This window comes from Aneurinibacillus uraniidurans (genome assembly GCF_028471905.1).
GTDB classification, from domain to species: domain Bacteria; phylum Bacillota; class Bacilli; order Aneurinibacillales; family Aneurinibacillaceae; genus Aneurinibacillus; species Aneurinibacillus uraniidurans.
This window is the reverse complement of record NZ_CP116902.1, coordinates 3,198,704-3,217,709: the sequence shown is the minus strand read 5'-3', so window position 1 is coordinate 3,217,709 and position 19,006 is coordinate 3,198,704. Positions and strand designations below refer to the sequence as shown.

Below are 19,006 nucleotides of genomic sequence, written 5' to 3'. Positions count from 1 at the left end.
CGATGAAAGAAATTATTATTTATACAGATGGCGCTTGTTCGGGGAATCCAGGGCCAGGTGGCTGGGGCGCAGTGCTGCTGTATGGCAAGCATCGCCGGGAAATGTCGGGCAGTGAAGACAATACGACGAATAATCGAATGGAACTGAAAGCGGCGGTAGAAGCACTGAAAGCTTTGACAGAGCCGTGTATCGTAAAGCTGCACAGTGATAGCGCCTATATGGTGAACTGCTTCAAGCAGGGCTGGCATAAAAACTGGGTGCGCAACGGGTGGAAAAACAGCAAGAAACAGCCTGTGGAGAATCAGGACTTATGGAAAGAACTACTTGGGCTTATGGAGACGCACCGTGTGGAGTATATTAAAGTGAAAGGTCACGCGGATAATGAGCTGAACAATCGCTGTGATGAACTGGCAACAGGAGCCATTCAGCGTCGTTAGTCTGCTTTGGTGCAAGGAGGAATTATGAACGTAGAGCAGCTCAAACAGGAAGTAATCGCCTATGCATACAGTATCGGCATTGATAAGATCGGGTTTGCGGCCGCAGACCCGTTTTTGACGTTAAAAGAGCGTTTGTATACACATCGGGAACGTGGATATGAGTCAGGCTTTGAAGAGAAAGACATTGAGAAGCGAGTCTATCCCGAGCTTAGCATGGAAGGAGCACGCTCGATTATTTCGATTGCGCTCGCCTATCCATCGCGTATGGAAGCACCGCCAAAGTCAGAGCCGGGTGCATATCGCGGTGTACTGGCACGGGTTGCCTGGGGCGAAGATTATCATAATGTACTGCGTGATCGACTAAAAAAGCTGGAGGAATTTCTTCAGGCGCACGTCCCGGGTGTGCAGACGGCCATTATGGTCGATACAGGAGCTCTGTCTGATCGAGCGGTAGCTGCACGTGCTGGACTTGGCTGGGTTGGGAAAAATACGTCACTTATTACCCATGAATTCGGTTCATGGGTGTACTTGGGTGAGATGCTGACGAATGTAGCATTTCCACCGGATACACCGATTGAGGATGAATGTGGCGATTGTACGCTTTGTATCGATTCGTGCCCGACTGGTGCGATTGTGCAGGGCGGGCAGCTCGATTCTACGCGTTGCGTTGCTTTTCTTACCCAGATAAAAGACTACATTCCAGACGAGTTCCGTACAGCCGTTGGCAACCGCTTATATGGCTGCGATACATGTCAGCAGGTATGTCCGAAAAACCGTAAAAAACATGTCAATCTACACCTAGAATTCGTCCCGGATAAGGAAGCCGCTAAGCCGCTTTTACAGCCACTTCTGTCGATTAGCAAGAAAGAGTTTACCGCTCGCTTCGGACGTTCATCGGCTGCCTGGCGTGGCAAAAAGCCGATCCAGCGCAATGCGATTTTAGCACTAGCACATTTTAAGGATGTGACGGCTGTTCCAGCACTTATACAGTTACTGCGTCGGGATGAAAGACCTGCTATTCGCGGTACAGCTGCCTGGGCACTTGGGCGAATTGGCGGAGAAGATGCAAGGGCTGCGCTAGAAATGGCGAAAAACAACGAACGGGACAACTCCGTCTACTCTGAAATCGAAAAAGCGCTTTCTAAGCTAGAAAATGTCGAATAATAATGCTGGCTTTTCGAAAGAGCTCCGATGTAAGATGGGGGGAGATGTACAAGGGAGGGATTGCGTGAAGCCGGAAATGTACTATACCGTGTATCACAGCCCCCTCGGTCCGATTACGCTGGCAGCGACACAGAAAGGTCTATGTCTGGTGGAATTCGGGGAGGGAGATTCTGTCATACTTTCGTTAAAGCGCTGGGCGAAGAAATGGCTGCGAACGGAAAGTGTGCTGCATGCCCCGGAACTATTCGTAGATGTTATCCGGCAGCTGGACGAATATTTTGCGGGTGTGCGTCGTGAATTTGACATTTCACTTGATGTGTATGGCACAGAATTTCAGAAGATTGTATGGGAACAGTTGCGCTGCATTCCATATGGGGAGACGCGCTCTTATAAGGATATTGCGCTTGCGATTAACGCCGCGAAAGCAGTGCGAGCGATTGGCGGAGCGAACAATAAGAATCCGTTGTCTATTTTTATTCCTTGTCATCGTGTGATCGGTTCCAATGGTGCGCTCGTCGGATATGGCGGCGGCCTGGATATAAAAGAAAGTTTGCTACAGTTAGAGGGCATCTTGGAGAAAACAGAAGTTGGCATGGTATAGCAATGAACAGAGAGGAGCAGCGGGCTTCTCTCTTTTTATTTCTTCGCATATACATAAGAGCAATTTATATGCGAGGAGGAAAGAGATGGCACAATGGCAAAAAACGCTCGCGCAATATTTGTCCTACCGGGCGAAGCTGCTGGTGGAGGACAGTCATGAGATTAGCGAAATTGCGCAAGTAAAGAATGCTGCTCTGCCGATAATTGAGGCATGCAACCGCCAGCGTAATCGGCTTAAGTCATACAATATGCAGCCGGTGCGAGGCAGGCTCGATGTGCTCGAATTAGGTGTGGAGCGACAGACGGTGAGAGAGGTCATCGTGCGTGTAAAAGCAAGAGAATGGTATATGTATGCCTGGGAAGATCATACGGGAGAGCAGGAGAAAGTACGAGAATCTCGTATTACGCTCATCTATCAAGATGGATGCTGGAGCGTTGCCGCCGATGAGACAGTGCGGGGTCCTCAATCTGTAGAAATCGCAGAGCGGGATCTATTATGGGCACGTGAGGAAGATGAGCGAGGAGTGGCTACTAAGCAACAACCGCAGACGTACGTATACGACAGGATTGCGGCGGTGCGGTATGCGGAGCTGTGGTGGAACAGCCACAATCCAGAATATCGTTATTTTGAGGATGATTGTACCAATTACATCTCGCAGTGTTTGCACGCAGGCGGGGTTCCTATGAAAAGTACGGGAAACCGCGCAACGGGCTGGTGGTATCGAGGGGGAGATAGTCCGGGTGCTGTGTGGAGTTATAGCTGGACTGTGGCTAACATCTTCCGCTGGATGCTTGAGCGTGGCAGCCCAATTTACACCGAGAAAAAAGAGTCGCCGTATGAGCTTACCATCGGCGATATTATTTGCTATGATTTTGAAGGGAATGGACGATGGGATCATTCGACTATTATTGTCGCGAAAGATTTTTTTGGGAACCCGCTTGTGAATGCACATACGGTAAATAGCCGCATGCGATACTGGGATTATACAGATTCAACGGCATATACGAAGAATATCAAATATTCATTCTACCATATTTTGTAGCTGATCAGGCCGCTTTGTGCGGCCGTTTTGCTTCAGGACAGAATATGGTATTATTACAGATGAGGTGACAGACGACATGGCGTTTAATATCGTGTTGCACGAGCCGCTTATTCCAGCCAATACAGGGAATATCGCGCGTACGTGCGCCGCAACGAAAACCCGGCTGCATCTGATTAAACCGCTTGGGTTCTCGACAGATGACCGCTATTTAAAGCGGGCTGGACTCGATTACTGGTATGCGGTTGATTTGACCTATTATGAGTCGTTTGACGACTTTATGGACAAGAATCCAGATTGCCGCCTGTTTTTTATCGAAACGAACGGAGCTATATACCATTCCGCAGCTGAATATCGGGATGGTGATTTTTTTGTGTTTGGGAAGGAGACGACCGGGATTCCAGTCGACATTATGGAGAAGTACCCCGGCCAGATTATCCGTATTCCGATGAGCGATGCGACGCGTTCGCTCAATTTGTCTAACACGGCAGCTGTGATTTTGTACGAAGCGCTGCGCCAGATCGGATATCCCGGTATGAGTTAATACCAGCTAAAAGGAGGAGTGGCGATGACGGAGCCGCGTGCAATTTTATTTGATTTAGATGGGACACTGCTGACGATGGATACGGAAGCGTTCGTAAAGCGATACATAGAACGTCTCGGAGCCTATACGGCGCATATTATCGAGCCGCAAAAGCTTGGCGCATCACTTTGGGAAGCGACAAAGCATGTCATGCAAGACGATGATGGCACGAAAACGAATGCTGAAGTATTCCAACAGAAGTTTCTTGATCTGACTGGATTGGCGTATGATACGGTGTGGCCAGTATTCGATCAGTTTTATGCGGATGAGTTTCCGGTATTGCAGGAAGACTGCGGCCCGCATCCATATGCCGCAAAAGTGGTGGAAGAAGCGAAGCGGCAGGGGTATCATGTTGTTGTCGCTACGAATCCGGTATTTCCAGGTGTTTCAATTATTGAACGCCTGCGCTGGGCAGGATTTGCTGCGGAAGATTTCGTGCATGTGACGGTATTTGAAGAGGCTCATTACTGCAAGCCAAATCCGAATTACTTCCGGGAGATCAGTGAATCTATCGGCATTCCACCTGAACGCTGTATTATGATCGGGAATGATATGCAGCAGGATATGGTCGCAGAAGAAGTTGGAATGCAAACTTTTTTGGTGGAAGATTATAAAATCGATCGTGGTGTACCACAGCACCGCGTTACAGCGTCAGGAATGATGAAACAGCTGTATGATATGCTTGTAAGCCAGCAGGGACCTTTCATAAAAAAGTCTGAATAATATTTTATTGAAAAAATATTTGACAAACGTTTTAAAGGGAAGTAATATAATTTTCAGTAATTAAATAAAACTCGCTTATCGAGAGCGGCGGAGGGACTGGCCCAATGAAGCCCGGCAGCGGATTTTCTTGCTTATAAGAAAATTTTGTGCCAAATCCAGCAGGATGAAATTCCTGGCAGATAAGAGATGATGAGGTTGCTAGTACCAACTCCCTCTCGGTTTTCTGCCGGCGAGGGAGTTTTTTGTACGATCAAAAAAAGAAAAGGGGTTTTTGCACATGAAGAAGTGGATTGTAATGGCAATTCTTGCGCTGGTTGTAGGCCTGCTCGCAGCATGCGGCGGTGGAGGTAACCAGCAAAAAGCAGAAACAAAGAAGATTATTGTAGGGGCAAGTGCAGTTCCGCATGCCGAGATTTTGAAAAGCGTGCAGGACAAGCTGAAAGCACAAGGCGTGGATATGGAAATCCGCGTATTTAACGACTATGTACTTCCGAATAAAGCGCTTGAAGACAAGCAAATTGATGCAAACTATTTCCAGACAACACCTTACCTCGATGATTTTAACAAAAAGCATGGTACACACATTAAAGCGTTAGACGGTATTCACCTTGAGCCGATGGGCTTATACCCTGGTAAAGAAACAGCGAAGCAACCGAAAAAAGGCGCTGTGATCGCAATTCCGAATGATGTATCCAACGGTGCACGCGCATTAAAACTGATTGAAGCACAAGGTTGGTTTAAGCTGAAAGCTGGCAAGCCACTCAACGAGCTGACACAAAAGGATATTGTAGAAAATCCGAACAACATTCAGATTAAAGAAATGGAAGCTTCTATGCTGCCGCGTGCGGTTGGTGAAGTTGATTACGCTGTAATTAATGGTAACTATGCAATGGAAGGCGGCCTAACGCCAGACAAAGCGATCGCAATGGAGAAGAAAGATTCTGAAGCAGCGAAAACATTCGCAAACATCATCGCAGTTAAAGAAGGCGATGAGAACCGTGACGAGATCAAAAAGCTGATCGCAGTGCTGAAATCCGAGGATACGAAGAAATTCATCCAAGAGAAATACAAAGGCTCCGTTATCCCGGTATTTTAATACCACACAAAAAAACGCACAGAGCATACCGTTCCATACCGGAACACCTGCTCTTGTGCGTTTTTTTATACTCGACGAAAAAGGCGGCGCCAGAAGGACGGCTGCTCTGCGGAGGCAAGAAGCATACGGGTTTCCTGTTTTTCACGCATCATTTGTGTAATGCGTTCATCACGCTCCCGAATGGTTCGTTCCAGATGGTCTTGCTCCTGTTTGCTGGATTCAGACGATTCAGCGTTCATACATACGCCTCCTTATTAAAAATAATTATCTTTATTTTACCAACTTATAAAGTGGTTTTGCACCCCTGAATTGGAATCTGTCTTCCTGATTTGGTATAGTGAAGGCGAAGTCATTTTACAGGAGGTGCTTTCTATGTATGTAGTAATGAATGTCCTGCAAGTCCCCAAAGCAATGCAAGGTCGGATGACTGAGATGTTTGGCAAGAGCGCGGAGCGAATGAAAGAAGTTCCAGGCTGTCTGGAATTCCAATTCCTTGGTAGCCTGGATATGGACAAGCAGATTGTGTATACGAAGTGGGATAGTGAACAATCATTCCGCGCTTGGACTGAGAGTGACTCCTTCCGCCGTGCACATGCGCATTCGAATGAAAATAATCCAGCGACAGGTTCACAGCTTGAAATTTATGAAGTGCTGCATGGAGCCGTATACGATAATAAATAAAAGTATGAAGAAGTCACAGGTCAACTCGCCTGTGGCTTTTTTGTTTGGACAGACAAATAACGAATGCTTGAGCCGATGCCTGTTTTTCTTAGCATGTCAGTAATGGTCACGGAATAGGATAGTAAAAACTCACCCCCCAAGACATACGTATTCTGAACGAGGAAAAGGAGAGGAGTGCCCAATGGATATCCTAAGACGGATCGCAGACTATCGCGCCCGTGAAGAACAACTGATGTGGGAAGGCACGTTCGCCGAGTATTTGGAAATCGTACGCAAAAATCCTCATGTGGCTCAAACTGCACACTCCCGGGTGTATAACATGGTTAAACATGCCGGGATTGAACATAACGAAGATGGAAGCAGAACATACAACTTTTTCAGTAAAGAGATTTATGGTTTAGATCGCGCAATCGAAAAGCTGGTAGAGGAGTATTTCCACTCGGCGGCTATGCGTCTTGATGTACGAAAGCGGATTCTGCTTCTGATGGGGCCGGTTAGTGGCGGAAAATCAACGCTTGTGACGATGTTAAAGCGCGGGTTGGAACAGTTTTCACGTACAGAGGAAGGGGCAGTGTATGCGATTAAGGGATGTCCGATGCAGGAAGATCCCCTGCACCTGGTTCCGCATGACTTGCGCCCGGATATTGAAAAAGAGCTCGGAATCAAAATAGAAGGCAATCTGTCCCCGTATAACCAGATGCGCCTCGAGACAGAATACGGCGGCCGGTTGGAGGATATGCCGATTGAACGTATTTTGTTCTCGGAGGCAAAACGCAAGGGGATTGGAACATTTAGTCCGTCTGATCCAAAATCCCAGGATATCGCGGATTTAACCGGAAGCATTGACTTTTCAACGATTACGAAATACGGTTCGGAGTCCGATCCGCGTGCGTATCGTTTTGATGGAGAGTTGAACAAGGCAAACCGCGGCTTGATGGAGTTCCAGGAAATGCTGAAGTGTGATGAGAAATTCCTCTGGAACTTACTTTCTCTGACACAGGAAGGCAACTTCAAAGCTGGTCGCTTCGCCCTTATTTCGGCAGATGAATTGATTGTGGCTCATACGAATGAATCGGAGTACAAAACGTTCATCTCTAATAAGAAAAACGAGGCATTACAGTCCCGGATTATCGTCATGCGTGTACCGTATAACTTGCGTGTATCAGATGAAGAGAAAATTTACGATAAGCTTATTAAGCAGAGCGATCTTGGTCATGTACACATCGCACCGCATGCGCTCCGAGCTGCAGCCATCTTCTCCATTATGACTCGTCTAAAAGATTCTAAAAAGCAGGGAGTCGATTTGTTGAAGAAGCTCCGTCTTTATGACGGAGGGGCCGTTGAAGGATTTAAAGAATCGGATATTAAAGAGCTGCAGAACGAATTTATTGATGAAGGAATGAGCGGGATCGATCCGCGTTATGTGATCAACCGTATCTCCAGTGCGCTTATTCGTCGCGATACAGAATGCATCAATGCGCTGGATATTTTACGGGCACTTAAGGACGGTCTCGACCAGACTGCCACAGTATCGAAGGAAGAGAAAGAACGATATTTAACGTTTATTAACATCGCCCGCAAAGAGTATGATGAGCTAGCGAAGAAGGAAGTGCAGAAAGCGTTCGTCTACTCATATGAAGAGTCCGCAAAAACGCTCATGGATAACTATCTTGACAATGTGGAGTCGTACTGCAATAAGTCAAAAGTGCGTGACCCGATTACGGGTGAGGAAATGGAAGCAGACGAAAAACTGATGCGTTCGATTGAGGAACAGATTGGCATTTCTGAAAATGCGAAAAAAGCGTTCCGCGAAGAGATTCTCATTCGTATCTCGGCCTATGCTCGCAAAGGTAAGCGTTTTGATTACAACAGTCATGAGCGCCTGCGTGAAGCGATTGAGAAGAAGCTGTTCGCTGATCTGAAAGATGTCGTGAAGATTACAACCTCAAGCAAAACCCCGGATGAAATGCAGCTGAAAAAAGTAAACGAAGTGACCGCCCGTCTTATCGATGGACACGGATACTGCCCGATCTGCGCGAATGAATTACTGCGCTATGTTGGCAGCCTCCTGAATCGATAGGCAGGTCAGGGGGGATTCACGGTGAAACATGAGCCATCATTTATCATTTCACGGGAGGACTGGTCGCTGCACCGCAAAGGGCATCAGGACCAGATGCGACATCAGCAAAAAGTGAAAGATGCAATCCGCAAAAACCTCCCCGATCTTGTGAGTGAAGAAAGTATTATTATGTCGAACGGGCGGGATATGGTTAAAATCCCGATCCGCTCGCTCGACGAGTATCGTATTCGCTACAACTACAATAAGAGCCAGCACGTCGGCCAGGGGGACGGGGAATCAAAGGTAGGCGATGTGGTGGCGCGGGATGGGGACCCAAAACAGGGGCCGGGCAAAGGGCAAGGAGCGGGTGATCAGGCAGGCGAAGATTATTATGAAGCAGAAATCTCGGTTGAAGAGCTGCAGGAGATGCTGTTTGCTGAGATGGAGCTGCCGAATCTTGAGCAGAAAGATCAGGATGAGATTATCGTGACGGATATACGGTTTAACGACATTCGTAAAAAAGGTCTTATGGGCAATATTGATAAGAAGCGGACATTGCTTGAGGCGCTCAGGCGGAATGGGCTGGCAGGTCGCGAGGGGATTCAAGATATTTTAAATGATGATTTGCGATTTAAGACGTGGGAGGAAGTTGTCGAACCGCATTCGAATGCGGTGATTATTGCGATGATGGATACGTCTGGTTCGATGGGACAGATGGAAAAGTATGTCGCGCGCAGTTTCTTTTTCTGGATGCTGCGCTTTTTGCGCACAAAGTATGAAAAAGTGGAGATTGTGTTTATCGCCCATCATACGGAGGCGAAGGAAGTGACGGAGGAGGCGTTTTTCTCTAAGGGAGAGAGCGGCGGGACGATTTGTTCGTCTGCGTACCGTAAGGCGCTGGAAATTATTGATGAACGCTATCCACCGTCGAGGTATAATATTTATCCGTTTCATTTTTCGGATGGGGATAATTTGACGTCGGATAATGACCGCTGTGTGAAGCTGGTGCGGGAATTGATGGAGAAGTGCAATATATTTGGATACGGCGAGGTTAATCAATACAATCGACACTCTACATTAATGTCAGCTTACAAGCACATTAAAGATCCGAAGTTCAAATACTCAATTGTTCGGGAGAAGGGTGAGGTGTATAAGGCGCTGACTGGATTTTTCGGAAAGGAGAGTGCGGGATGACGGAAGAAGAGATGAAGCAATTGGAGCGAGCTGTTGATGAGATTACGGAGATTGCACAAGGATTCGGTCTTGATTTTTATCCGATGCGCTATGAGGTATGCCCAGCAGATATTATTTATACATTCGGCGCGTATGGGATGCCGACCCGCTTCTCGCACTGGAGCTTCGGAAAATCGTTTCACCGGATGAAACTACAGTATGATCTCGGATTAAGCAAGATTTATGAGCTGGTGATTAATTCAAATCCGTGCTACGCATTTCTATTGGACGGCAATAGTTTGATTCAGAATAAGCTCATCGTGGCGCATGTGCTGGCGCATTGTGATTTCTTTAAGAACAATGTTCGGTTTAGTCGAACGAATCGTGATATGGTAGAGAGCATGTCGGCTACGGCTGAGCGGTTGCGTCAGTATGAGATTCGATATGGGCAGGAAACGGTGGAGGATTTTCTGGATGCGATTCTTGGGATTCAGGAGCATATTGATCCGAGTTTGCTGCATCGGCATTTTACGTGGGCGGACAATAGGGAGGACCTGCCGGAGTTTACGTCCAGAATAGCACGACCGTATGATGATCTGTGGGAGATTGATGAGGAGGAGCGGAAAAAGCGGGAAGCAGCGGATGAGGAACGGAAGCATCATGCGAAACGTTTTCCTCCGGAGCCAGAGAAGGATTTGTTGTTGTTTATTGAGGAGTTCAGCCCAAGTCTGGAGCCGTGGCAGCGTGATGTACTTACGATCATGCGCGAAGAGATGCTGTATTTCTGGCCGCAGATCGAGACGAAGATCATGAACGAAGGCTGGGCTTCGTTTCGCAAAGGTGCTTAAAATTAAAATAAAAGCATGCGATGACATTAGTGTCAGGCGCATGCTTTTATTTTAAATCGGTGAGATATGGATGTCCAGATGTATGTGGTATAATCAGTAAAAAAGGATGCGGAAAGGATGGGATGTCGTGAAGTGGCAAGAAGTGAGACAGGCCTATCAGGACGAATGGGTTGTGTTTGAAGCGTTGAAAGCCCGTTCCGAGGATGATAAACGGATTGTGGATGATCTGGCTGTTATTGACCGCTACAAGGACTCAATGGATGCGCTACGACGCTATACAGCTCTCCATAAGGAGAACCCAGGACGGGAATATTATTTCTTCCATACATCCCGTGAGGACCTCGATATCAGGGAGAAGAAATGGACAGGGCTGCGCAGAATATGATCTCTATTACAATAAAGCATGACCTGCCGTTTGTTGAAGCAGTTGTTACGTTCCGTGGTCAAACGATAAAGTGTGAAAATGTTCTGCTGGATACGGGTTCGGCAGGAACGATATTTAATGTAGATAAGCTTATTGAAATCGGTGTGAAGCCTGAGCCGAATGATATGACACATACAATTTATGGAGTCGGCGGTGCAGAATTTGTATATTCCAAAACAATGGATGCGATCCAGATCGGGGATACGAAGCTTCAGAATTTCCAGGTTGAAATTGGAGCTATGGATTATGGACTTGAATTGGATGGTATCATTGGATTTGACTTTATGTGTGAACTTGGGCTTGTTATTAATACAAAGAATATGAAGATTTACTATGAATGAGTCTATGCATTTAGGCTGATCGCAATCAAAAACTATGGTTTGACGAACAGTACGTATTCCGTTGTTTCGCATCCAATAGAGTTCAAGGATGTTGAGCATCACTGGGCGAAGGTAGCGGTAAATGATATGGGCTCACGGATGGTGATTAGCGGTGTCGGTCATGATCTCTTCAATCCGGACCAGGATATTACGCGTGCAGAGTTTGCGGCCATTATGGTTCGTGGGTTAGGGATTAAGCAAGAGGATGGTATCGCACCGTTTGCGGATGTAAAAGCAACAGAGTGGTACAGTGATGCTGTTCAAGCCGCGTACAGGTACAATCTAATCAGCGGATTTGAAGATGAAACTTTCCGTCCGAATGATAAGATTACCCGGGAGCAGGCTATGACGATTATCGCCAAAGCAATGAAAATCACAGGTCTTCAAGCAAAGCTTCAGCCTAAAGATGCAGAAGAACTATTACGTCCGTTCATAGATGCAAATCAGGCATCGGAATGGGCGAAGGGCAGGGTTACAGATTGCTTGCAAGCAGGTCTTGTGTCTGGCAGAAATGGTCAGCAACTGGCACCGAAAGAGTTCATCCCAAGAGCAGAGGTTGCGGAAATTGTGCAGCGACCTCTACAGAAATCTGAGTTGATTTAATGAAAGAGACAGGGTTTATAGAGTAATTTTAAAAGGCCTGACATATTCTCTTGTAGGGGAGTATGTCAGGCCTTTTATTTGTTCAGAATTTGTTCAGAATGAAATGATACAATACAGGGAAAATGCAAGGTCATTCATTTGAACGATTGTGAGGGGAAACTTTTTGATTAAGAAAAATATTATTAACGTAGTGACGACAGTGACGTTGTTGAGTTCTTTCACTCTTCCTGTACAGGCAGCTACTTCCTTTGTTGATATTGATAATTCGTATGCAAAAGACGCCATTCAAAAGCTGGTGAATGAAGGGATTCTAAATGGGATAGGGGAGGGGAAATTCTCTCCTACGGGTACAATTACACGTCAGGACTTTGCTATCGTTTTAGCAAAAGCTTTAAACCTCGATACAAATCATGTCCCTTCAACCCCTACATTCTCGGATATTCCACCAAACCATTATGCTTTCAAGTATATAGAAGCAGCAGTAAAAGCTGGTCTTATAAAGGGAAATGAGGATGGCACGTTTGGTAATGGACAGAATTTATCAAGACAAGATATGGCTGTTATTTTCGTACGAGCTCTAGGTGTAGATGCAACTGGAAAAGCAGCGAATTTAAAATTTAGTGATGCAGCTTCCATATCAGATTACGCAAAAGATGCAGTTGCCTATGCTGTGGAATTGGGTTTATTGGTTGGAGACTCGGAAAATAGCTTTAATCCTAAGGGAATCGCTGATAGACAGGCTGTTGCTTTAGTAACGAGTAAATTCCTCAAGGCAGTCGAAAAACATAAAGCACCAGATAATCCGAATAATCCTACACCCAGCCAACAAACACCACCACCTACAAATGGAAATACAGGTGGAGGCGGGGGGCATGGAGGAAGTACTCCAGCTGTTTCTCCAATGATTATTTCCATTACTCCATCTTCAGGGTCTATAGTAGGTGGAAATACAGTAACAATCACAGGTACAAGACTGGCAGGTGCAACGGCGGTGAAATTTGGTGAAGCCTCAGCTGTTTCTTTTACTGTTGTTTCAGATACACAAATCACAGCCGTAGTCCCGAGAGGAAGCGCAGGTGCAGTAACCGTATCCGTCACAACGCCGAATGGAACGGCGAGTTTGACTGGTGGATATACGTATGCTGCGACATCAAGCATTACTTCGATTAGCCCGTCCTCTGGTTCGGTAGTAGGGGGAAATACGGTAACAATCACAGGTACAGGACTAACAGGTGCAACGGCGGTGAAATTTGGTGAAGCCTCAGCTGTTTCCTTTACTGTTGTTTCGGATACACAAATCACAGCCGTAGTTCCGGCGGGAAGCGGTGCAGTAACTGTATCCGTCGCAACGCCGAATGGAACGGCGAGTTTGACTGGTGGATATACGTATGCTGCGGCATCAAGCATTACTTCGATTAGTCCGTCCTCCGGATCTACAGCCGGTGGAAACACCGTAACAATCACAGGTACAGGACTAACAGGTGCAACAGCAGTGAAATTTGGTGGAGTCGATGCGGTGTCCTTTACAGTGGATTCTGATACGCAGATTACGACAACAGTACCAGCCGCAACTACTGCAGATACAGTAACAGTATCGGTTACGACGCCGAATGGAACGGCAAATTCAGTAGGTGGATACACGTATGTTGCTGCATCGAACCCTAGCATTACTTCGATTAGTCCATCGTCCGGATCTACAGCCGGTGGAAATACAGTAACAATCACAGGCACAGGACTAACAGGTGCGACAGCGGTGAAATTTGGTGAAGCCTCAGCTGTTTCTTTTACCGTTGTTTCAGATACACAAATCACAGCTGTAGTTCCGGCAGGAAGCGCAGGTGCAGTAACTGCATCCGTCGCAACGCCGAATGGAACGGCGAGTTTGACTGGCGGGTATACGTATGCTACGGCATCGAGCATTACTTCGATTAGCCCGTCGTCCGGTCCGGTAGTAGGGGGAAATACGGTAACAATCACAGGTACAGGACTAACAGGTGCAACGGCAGTGAAGTTTGGTGAAACCTACGCAACTTCCTTTACCATAAATTCTAGCACCCAGATTACGGCAACAGTACCAGCCGGAACAGCAGGCGCAGTGAATGTATCCATCACGACACCTATTGGAACGGCGAACTTGACGAATGGGTACACGTACGTATCAGCAGCCAACCAGGCACCAACAGCAGACAATGTGGTGATCAAAGGAACCACAATGGTGGGTCAAACCTTGACGGGAAGCTACACGTACAACGATGCAGAGAGTGATGGGGAAGGAACGTCTACGTTTAAATGGTACCGTGCAGATGATGAAGCTGGAACGAATAAAGTAGCCATTACCGGAGCGACCTCCAAGACGTATACACTTGTGAGTAAGGACGAAGGGCAGTACATCTTCTTTGAAGTGACGCCTGTCGCAAGTACAGGAACAACAACAGGAGCTCCTGTTGTTAGTGCGGCAAATAAGATAGTCACAAAGACTTTGTTCATTTCTGAAGTGGTATGGGGCGATGGTTTTCTACAAGGTATCGAGTTGTATAACCCTACCGATGAAGACATTGATGCTACAAAGGTACATATTGAACGCAGTGATGGTGGAGATGATATCACCTTTAGTCCGGAAAGCGGGGCCGTTATCCGCAGCGCGAATACGTTTACTATTGGGGAATCTATCTATTCTGGTGAGGTAAACTTCGATTATTACGAGATGATGGGTTTTTATAATGATGATTCGCAATCAATTCAGCTTAAATTATACTATGGGGATCAGCTTCTCGATATTGCCGAATTTGTACCTTACCAATCCTTAGGACGTATTAGTGGTACTGTTCGTGGAAATACGAACTCCTACGATTCTGCAGAATGGATAAATAAAGGGCAAGGCTATACTGATGACTTAAATTCGTACACACCGTAGCAGATGATTAAAGCATTCTGACGTAGTATGAAAATTGGTAATGTTTAGAGTGTAGGGAAGGTCCATATTTCTCTACACTCTTCTTATAAGTTAAGAAAATATATGGTGCTGTAAGCAAATGAGATCGGCAGCATCTATGAGTTTTTCTTACGAAATATTCTAAATTAATATGTAACTAATACAGTAATTACAGTAACTTTTACTTATTTCGTAAGTAGGGGGAAATCATGAGCAAAAATATATATAGGGAATGCCATAAAGTGTTATCTACTACAGTCGTTCTTTCTATGTTGTTTGGACCGATTCATGTTGTGGCAGCTCCTAATTCCAGTAAGGAAAAACCAGCGTCCCAAAATACGGTGGACACTTCTTTTGTAGATTCTAATCAAATCAGTGCATGGGCAAGAGATGCTGTAGGGAAAATGAAAGAACAAGGGATTATGGTCGGAGATCCAACAGGTCGTTTTCGACCACTGGATAAGATGACACGCCAGGAAGTCGCTTCAACGATAGCAAACGTATTACATCTGACGAAACAAAATAGCAGTTCGTCTCCTTTTCGAGATGTTTCAACAACTGCATGGGCCAGAGATGCTATTGAAGCAGTGAAAACCGCTGGGATTATGAAGGGGGATGAAAAGGGAGACTTTCATCCGGATACCCCCATGACCCGGGAAGAACTTGCTGTGTTATTAGTCAATGCGATTAAAGCAGATACAAAAGGAAAAGGGGACAATCTCCCATTTGCAGATAAAAGTAAGGTAAGTACCTGGGCGAAACCAGCGATTCAAGTGGCACTGGAACAAGGGTTACTTCAAGGGGATGGGGAAAATTTCAACCCTGCGAAATTTGTTCAACGCCAGGAGGTAGCTTCTGTTTTGTCTAGATTAGTAGATATCGTGACATCTTCTCCTCATCACATGGTAATTGACACGATTAAGGAAGATACGGTTACGATTAACGGCTCCGTCTATCAAGTATCTGAAAGTTTGAAAGGGCTATTAAATGAAGAGAATGCGAAGGTTCTCCAGAAGGCAAACATTGACTTTGAATCGTCAAATCAAACGATCACGAAAATCACATACCTAGAGCTTGTGGCGGGTGGAAGTCCAGCGAAGACAGGCGAAAAAGAATTTGCTGGGAACCTTATTTTAAACGGAAATGGAGCGATAGTAGACGGGGATTTGATCGTTGCGAGTGATTATATTACAGTATCGAATCTGACGGTATTGAATAATTTCACCATTAAAAAGATGCTTCAAAACGATTTTTACGCTAAGAAATTAACAGTGAAAGGCATGGCAAGAATTGAAGGTGGGGATGAAAATACAGTCGAGTTTGAGGATTCACAGCTGCAATCTGTTAATGTTACGAAGCAGGACGTACATGTCGTCTCTTCAGGTAGTACAACGGTACAAAGTATGGATGTAAGAACGAATGCAACGATTGAAGTAGACCCGACAGCGAAGCTACAACAAATGACGATTAGTGAGGGTGCACAAACAGTTAACGTGCAAGGAACTGTTCAGCAAGTTGTTGTAGCGAGTTCAAGCCCAGTAACAGTAGCTGGTAATGCAGATATTGCTACTGTAACAGTGAATGGTTCTGGATCAGTGGCGCTAAATAATTCTGGTTCAGTCGGGCAACTTCAAGTTAATAATCCGCAGTCTCAGGTAACGACAGGAGCATCAAGTAAAGTGGGAGGCGTGACACTTGCTACGGGTGTACCTTCATCAGCGGTTAGCGGGGTAACTACGTCATCATCTGCCTCACAAAGTTCATCGGGAGGTAGTTCATCTGGTGGTTCTAGTGGAGGGAACACAGCACCAAAGCTAATTAAGAATTTTGTTGACCCTCAACTCATTTTACTTGCAAATGGAAATTATACGATCGATTTATCTCAGTATCTGAAAGATGATGAGCAACCTACTTTGAAATTTGGGGCTGCTTCCCAGAATAATAGTGTTGCCAAGGTGTCTGTTACAGGAAATATTCTTACAGTTATGCCGCAAGGGAAAGGGACATCGAAAATTACAGTTGTTGCCGATGATCAAGTTGGAAAGAAAACGACGGCTTCATTCACTCTGTCCGTTAACGATTCGATTCCTGATCAATCTGTACAGTTAGGATCGAGTAATCCCACTCTTAATCTTAACTCTTTGTTTGTAAATACGACTAATGATCCTTTAAACTATACAGCAATTATCGATAATACTGATATTGCCACATTAAGTTTGTCAGACAGTACATTAACTCTACATCCTTTGCGGGTGGGTATCGCAACAGTGACAGTTACAGCATCCAATGCTGGCAGTAGTATTACGCAAGTATTCAAACTAAACGTAACCGCATTACCGAATGCCGAACCTTCTATTAGTACTATTCCTTCACAAACCATACAGGTAGGGGGAAATGCACAACAACTAGATTTATCTGGTTACTTGCATGATGAGGATAATGATCCACTGACATTGACAGCAGATACAAAGGATCATAGCATCGCAACGGTAACGGTGAGCGGAAATACACTGACATTAACACCGGTTGGTGTAGGTCAAACAGAGGTAACCTTGACGGTAAGCGATGGCAGAGGAGGAAGCGCAACGGCATCCATTCCGGTAGAGGTGAAGGCGGCATCTGTAACGAATCATAATCCGACGGTTGACTCAATAGCGAAGCAAACTCTGCAGGTAGGGGGAAATGCCCAACAGTTGGATTTATCTAATTACTTGCACGATGAGGACAATGATCCACTTACGTTGACAGCAGATACAAACGACCATGGCATCGCAACGGTAACAGTGAGCGGAGATACACTGACATTAACACCAGTTGGTGTAGGCCAAACAGAGGTAGCCTTGACGGTGAGCGATGGCAGAGGAGGAAGCGCAACGGCATCCATTCCGGTAGAGGTGAAGGCAGCATCTGTAACCAATCACAATCCGGCGGTTGACTCGATAGCGAAGCAAACCCTACAAGTGGGAGGGAATGCACAGCAGCTGGATTTATCGAGTTACTTGCATGATGAGGATAATGATCCGCTGACGTTGACAGCAGATACAAACGACCATGGCATCGCAACGGTAACGGTGAGCGGAGATACACTGACATTAACACCGGTCGGTGTAGGCCAAACAGAGGTAACCTTGATGGTGAGTGATGGCAGAGGGGGAACCGCAACGGCATCCATTCTGGTAGAGGTCAAAGCGGCTCCAACGGGGCAAAACCAAGCCCCGGAAGTTGTCAGCTCCATCTACGAACAAGTCCTGACTGCCGGAGTGACCAATGCCCGGACGTTCGACCTGACTCAACTGTTTGAAGATCCGGACGGCGATGCACTGACCTTTACCGCCGTTCCGCAAACGTCTGGCATCGTCGCTGCATCCGTTTCTGGAAATCTCCTCACGCTGACACCAGATTCGACCGCGGGCAGCACGAAGGTACAGATCACCGCAGACGATGGCAAGGGAGGCACGACGACCTACGACCTCGCCGTGCGCAACGCGCCGCTTGCTCCGAACGGACAGGTGGAGATTCGGACGAAACAGGGTGTGAAGGACAGTATCAGCTACGATCTATCGAGCATCTTCCCGGACCAAACCAAGTTCCAAATATACGAAGGCACCCCTGACTCGACCCTGATCGGACCCGTGGCGCTGAACGGAAAGCTCTGGACATGGAACGGCGACGCTTCGCGGTCGGTGTGGGTGATCGGTGCAAACGGCTCGGCAGTCGTGCTGCATGTCACTGTCAATCCACAAGGAGCTGAGGACTTGTACTTCTCACAATATATGGACCTGGGTAACGGGCGCACGGCGATTCAGTTGTTCTATAACCCTGTTGGCGACACCTCGCAGAAAGTGTCCGGCTATGAACTGGAAGTCCATCAATATAAGCTCAAGACTGGACAGGAAAGCTCATATACCAAAGCGTTGTTTCCGCTCTGGAAGGGTATGCCGTATCTCTTCATTGACCGGATATTTTATGATCTGTTCGACATTGCCCCTGCTGTCACGTACTTCAATGATGAACTAGCGATGTACGATCTGGGCAATGATGTTGTTACTACAGGCTTTGTTCTGAAGAAAAATGGAGTCGTAATCGACGTGCTTGGTGATCCGACCTCGCACAGTCAATTCATGCCAAATGGTGGAACGATTATCCGCAAGTCTGGCATTCATGCAGGTTCGGGCTCGTTCAACCTGTACGGGGAATGGAACATCTTCCCGAGCACGCCGCAGTACCTCGGAGGTCACACTCCATAAGTCAAAAAAGAACCAT

General features: G+C 46.4%; 16 protein-coding genes, 1 pseudogene and 1 riboswitch. Of the genes and pseudogenes, 16 read left to right on the top strand and 1 reads right to left on the bottom strand.

The window, feature by feature from the left end; translation table 11 throughout:
• Positions 1-2 precede the first annotated feature (2 nt).
• The 7 genes from rnhA to PO771_RS16005 all read left to right on the top strand — a co-directional run bounded on the left by rnhA (position 3) and on the right by PO771_RS16005 (position 5,643).
• Positions 3-437: a ribonuclease HI gene (gene rnhA / locus PO771_RS16035; protein WP_272560666.1), complete on the top strand. Its 435-nt coding sequence runs from the start codon at positions 3-5 to the stop codon at positions 435-437.
• Positions 438-461: 24 nt separating this feature from the next.
• Positions 462-1,601, top strand: coding sequence for a tRNA epoxyqueuosine(34) reductase QueG (gene queG / locus PO771_RS16030; RefSeq protein ID WP_272560665.1), 1,140 nt, complete (start codon positions 462-464; stop codon positions 1,599-1,601).
• A gap of 64 nt (positions 1,602-1,665) precedes the next feature.
• On the top strand, positions 1,666-2,202 hold the full coding sequence (locus tag PO771_RS16025) for a methylated-DNA--[protein]-cysteine S-methyltransferase (RefSeq protein ID WP_272560664.1): 537 nt from the start codon (positions 1,666-1,668) through the stop codon (positions 2,200-2,202).
• 85 nt (positions 2,203-2,287) lie between these two features.
• Positions 2,288-3,244 carry an amidase domain-containing protein gene (locus PO771_RS16020; RefSeq protein ID WP_272560663.1) on the top strand — a complete coding sequence of 319 codons (957 nt, stop codon included), beginning with the start codon at positions 2,288-2,290 and terminating at the stop codon, positions 3,242-3,244.
• Between the two features lie 76 nt (positions 3,245-3,320).
• Positions 3,321-3,785, top strand: coding sequence for a tRNA (uridine(34)/cytosine(34)/5-carboxymethylaminomethyluridine(34)-2'-O)-methyltransferase TrmL (gene trmL, locus PO771_RS16015; RefSeq protein ID WP_272560662.1), 465 nt, complete (start codon positions 3,321-3,323; stop codon positions 3,783-3,785).
• Between the two features lie 24 nt (positions 3,786-3,809).
• The gene (locus PO771_RS16010; protein WP_272560661.1) at positions 3,810-4,547 is read left to right on the top strand and encodes an HAD family hydrolase; all 738 of its coding nucleotides are present in this window, start codon (positions 3,810-3,812) and stop codon (positions 4,545-4,547) included.
• Positions 4,548-4,619: 72 nt separating this feature from the next.
• Positions 4,620-4,733: riboswitch (SAM riboswitch) on the top strand.
• Positions 4,734-4,824: 91 nt separating this feature from the next.
• Positions 4,825-5,643: a MetQ/NlpA family ABC transporter substrate-binding protein gene (locus PO771_RS16005; protein WP_272560660.1), complete on the top strand. Its 819-nt coding sequence runs from the start codon at positions 4,825-4,827 to the stop codon at positions 5,641-5,643.
• 65 nt (positions 5,644-5,708) lie between these two features.
• On the opposite strand, the gene PO771_RS16000 is transcribed toward PO771_RS16005, so the two are convergent.
• Positions 5,709-5,882, bottom strand: a complete 174-nt coding sequence (locus tag PO771_RS16000) for a DUF3967 domain-containing protein (protein WP_272560659.1) — start codon at positions 5,880-5,882, stop codon at positions 5,709-5,711.
• Between the two features lie 133 nt (positions 5,883-6,015).
• Between PO771_RS16000 and PO771_RS15995 the strand changes: the two genes are divergently transcribed.
• From PO771_RS15995 to PO771_RS15955, 9 genes and pseudogenes are all read left to right on the top strand, one after another.
• Positions 6,016-6,324 carry an antibiotic biosynthesis monooxygenase family protein gene (locus tag PO771_RS15995; protein ID WP_272560658.1) on the top strand — a complete coding sequence of 103 codons (309 nt, stop codon included), beginning with the start codon at positions 6,016-6,018 and terminating at the stop codon, positions 6,322-6,324.
• Between the two features lie 181 nt (positions 6,325-6,505).
• Positions 6,506-8,404, top strand: a complete 1,899-nt coding sequence (locus tag PO771_RS15990; RefSeq protein WP_272560657.1) for a PrkA family serine protein kinase — start codon at positions 6,506-6,508, stop codon at positions 8,402-8,404.
• Between the two features lie 21 nt (positions 8,405-8,425).
• A complete protein-coding gene (yhbH, locus tag PO771_RS15985; protein WP_272560656.1) occupies positions 8,426-9,577 on the top strand; it encodes a sporulation protein YhbH in 1,152 nt (383 codons plus the stop codon).
• Positions 9,574-10,389 (top strand): annotated as a pseudogene (locus PO771_RS15980) (SpoVR family protein); the annotation flags it as partial. The gene yhbH and the pseudogene PO771_RS15980, both read left to right, overlap by 4 nt.
• Positions 10,390-10,531: 142 nt before the next feature.
• Positions 10,532-10,789, top strand: coding sequence for a hypothetical protein (locus tag PO771_RS15975; RefSeq protein WP_272560655.1), 258 nt, complete (start codon positions 10,532-10,534; stop codon positions 10,787-10,789).
• The gene (locus PO771_RS15970; RefSeq protein ID WP_272560654.1) at positions 10,765-11,169 is read left to right on the top strand and encodes a retropepsin-like aspartic protease; all 405 of its coding nucleotides are present in this window, start codon (positions 10,765-10,767) and stop codon (positions 11,167-11,169) included. The genes PO771_RS15975 and PO771_RS15970 overlap by 25 nt, the downstream gene beginning before the upstream one ends.
• Positions 11,170-11,208: 39 nt before the next feature.
• Positions 11,209-11,811: an S-layer homology domain-containing protein gene (locus PO771_RS15965; protein WP_272560653.1), complete on the top strand. Its 603-nt coding sequence runs from the start codon at positions 11,209-11,211 to the stop codon at positions 11,809-11,811.
• A 163-nt stretch (positions 11,812-11,974) separates the two neighbouring features.
• The gene (locus PO771_RS15960; protein ID WP_272560652.1) at positions 11,975-14,725 is read left to right on the top strand and encodes an IPT/TIG domain-containing protein; all 2,751 of its coding nucleotides are present in this window, start codon (positions 11,975-11,977) and stop codon (positions 14,723-14,725) included.
• 227 nt (positions 14,726-14,952) lie between these two features.
• On the top strand, positions 14,953-18,990 hold the full coding sequence (locus PO771_RS15955) for an S-layer homology domain-containing protein (RefSeq protein WP_272560651.1): 4,038 nt from the start codon (positions 14,953-14,955) through the stop codon (positions 18,988-18,990).
• Positions 18,991-19,006 lie beyond the last annotated feature (16 nt).

Excerpts from the sequence above, each read along its gene's own strand:
- rnhA (WP_272560666.1), top strand. The coding sequence starts at position 3 with ATGAAAGAAATTATTATTTATACAGATGGCGCTTGTTCGGGGAATCCA.
- queG (WP_272560665.1), top strand. The coding sequence starts at position 462 with ATGAACGTAGAGCAGCTCAAACAGGAAGTAATCGCCTATGCATACAGT.
- PO771_RS16020 (WP_272560663.1), top strand. The coding sequence starts at position 2,288 with ATGGCACAATGGCAAAAAACGCTCGCGCAATATTTGTCCTACCGGGCG.
- trmL (WP_272560662.1), top strand. The coding sequence starts at position 3,321 with ATGGCGTTTAATATCGTGTTGCACGAGCCGCTTATTCCAGCCAATACA.
- PO771_RS16010 (WP_272560661.1), top strand. The coding sequence starts at position 3,810 with ATGACGGAGCCGCGTGCAATTTTATTTGATTTAGATGGGACACTGCTG.
- PO771_RS16005 (WP_272560660.1), top strand. The coding sequence starts at position 4,825 with ATGAAGAAGTGGATTGTAATGGCAATTCTTGCGCTGGTTGTAGGCCTG.
- PO771_RS16000 (WP_272560659.1), bottom strand. The coding sequence starts at position 5,882 with ATGAACGCTGAATCGTCTGAATCCAGCAAACAGGAGCAAGACCATCTG.
- PO771_RS15995 (WP_272560658.1), top strand. The coding sequence starts at position 6,016 with ATGTATGTAGTAATGAATGTCCTGCAAGTCCCCAAAGCAATGCAAGGT.
- PO771_RS15990 (WP_272560657.1), top strand. The coding sequence starts at position 6,506 with ATGGATATCCTAAGACGGATCGCAGACTATCGCGCCCGTGAAGAACAA.
- PO771_RS15970 (WP_272560654.1), top strand. The coding sequence starts at position 10,765 with ATGGACAGGGCTGCGCAGAATATGATCTCTATTACAATAAAGCATGAC.
- PO771_RS15955 (WP_272560651.1), top strand. The coding sequence starts at position 14,953 with ATGAGCAAAAATATATATAGGGAATGCCATAAAGTGTTATCTACTACA.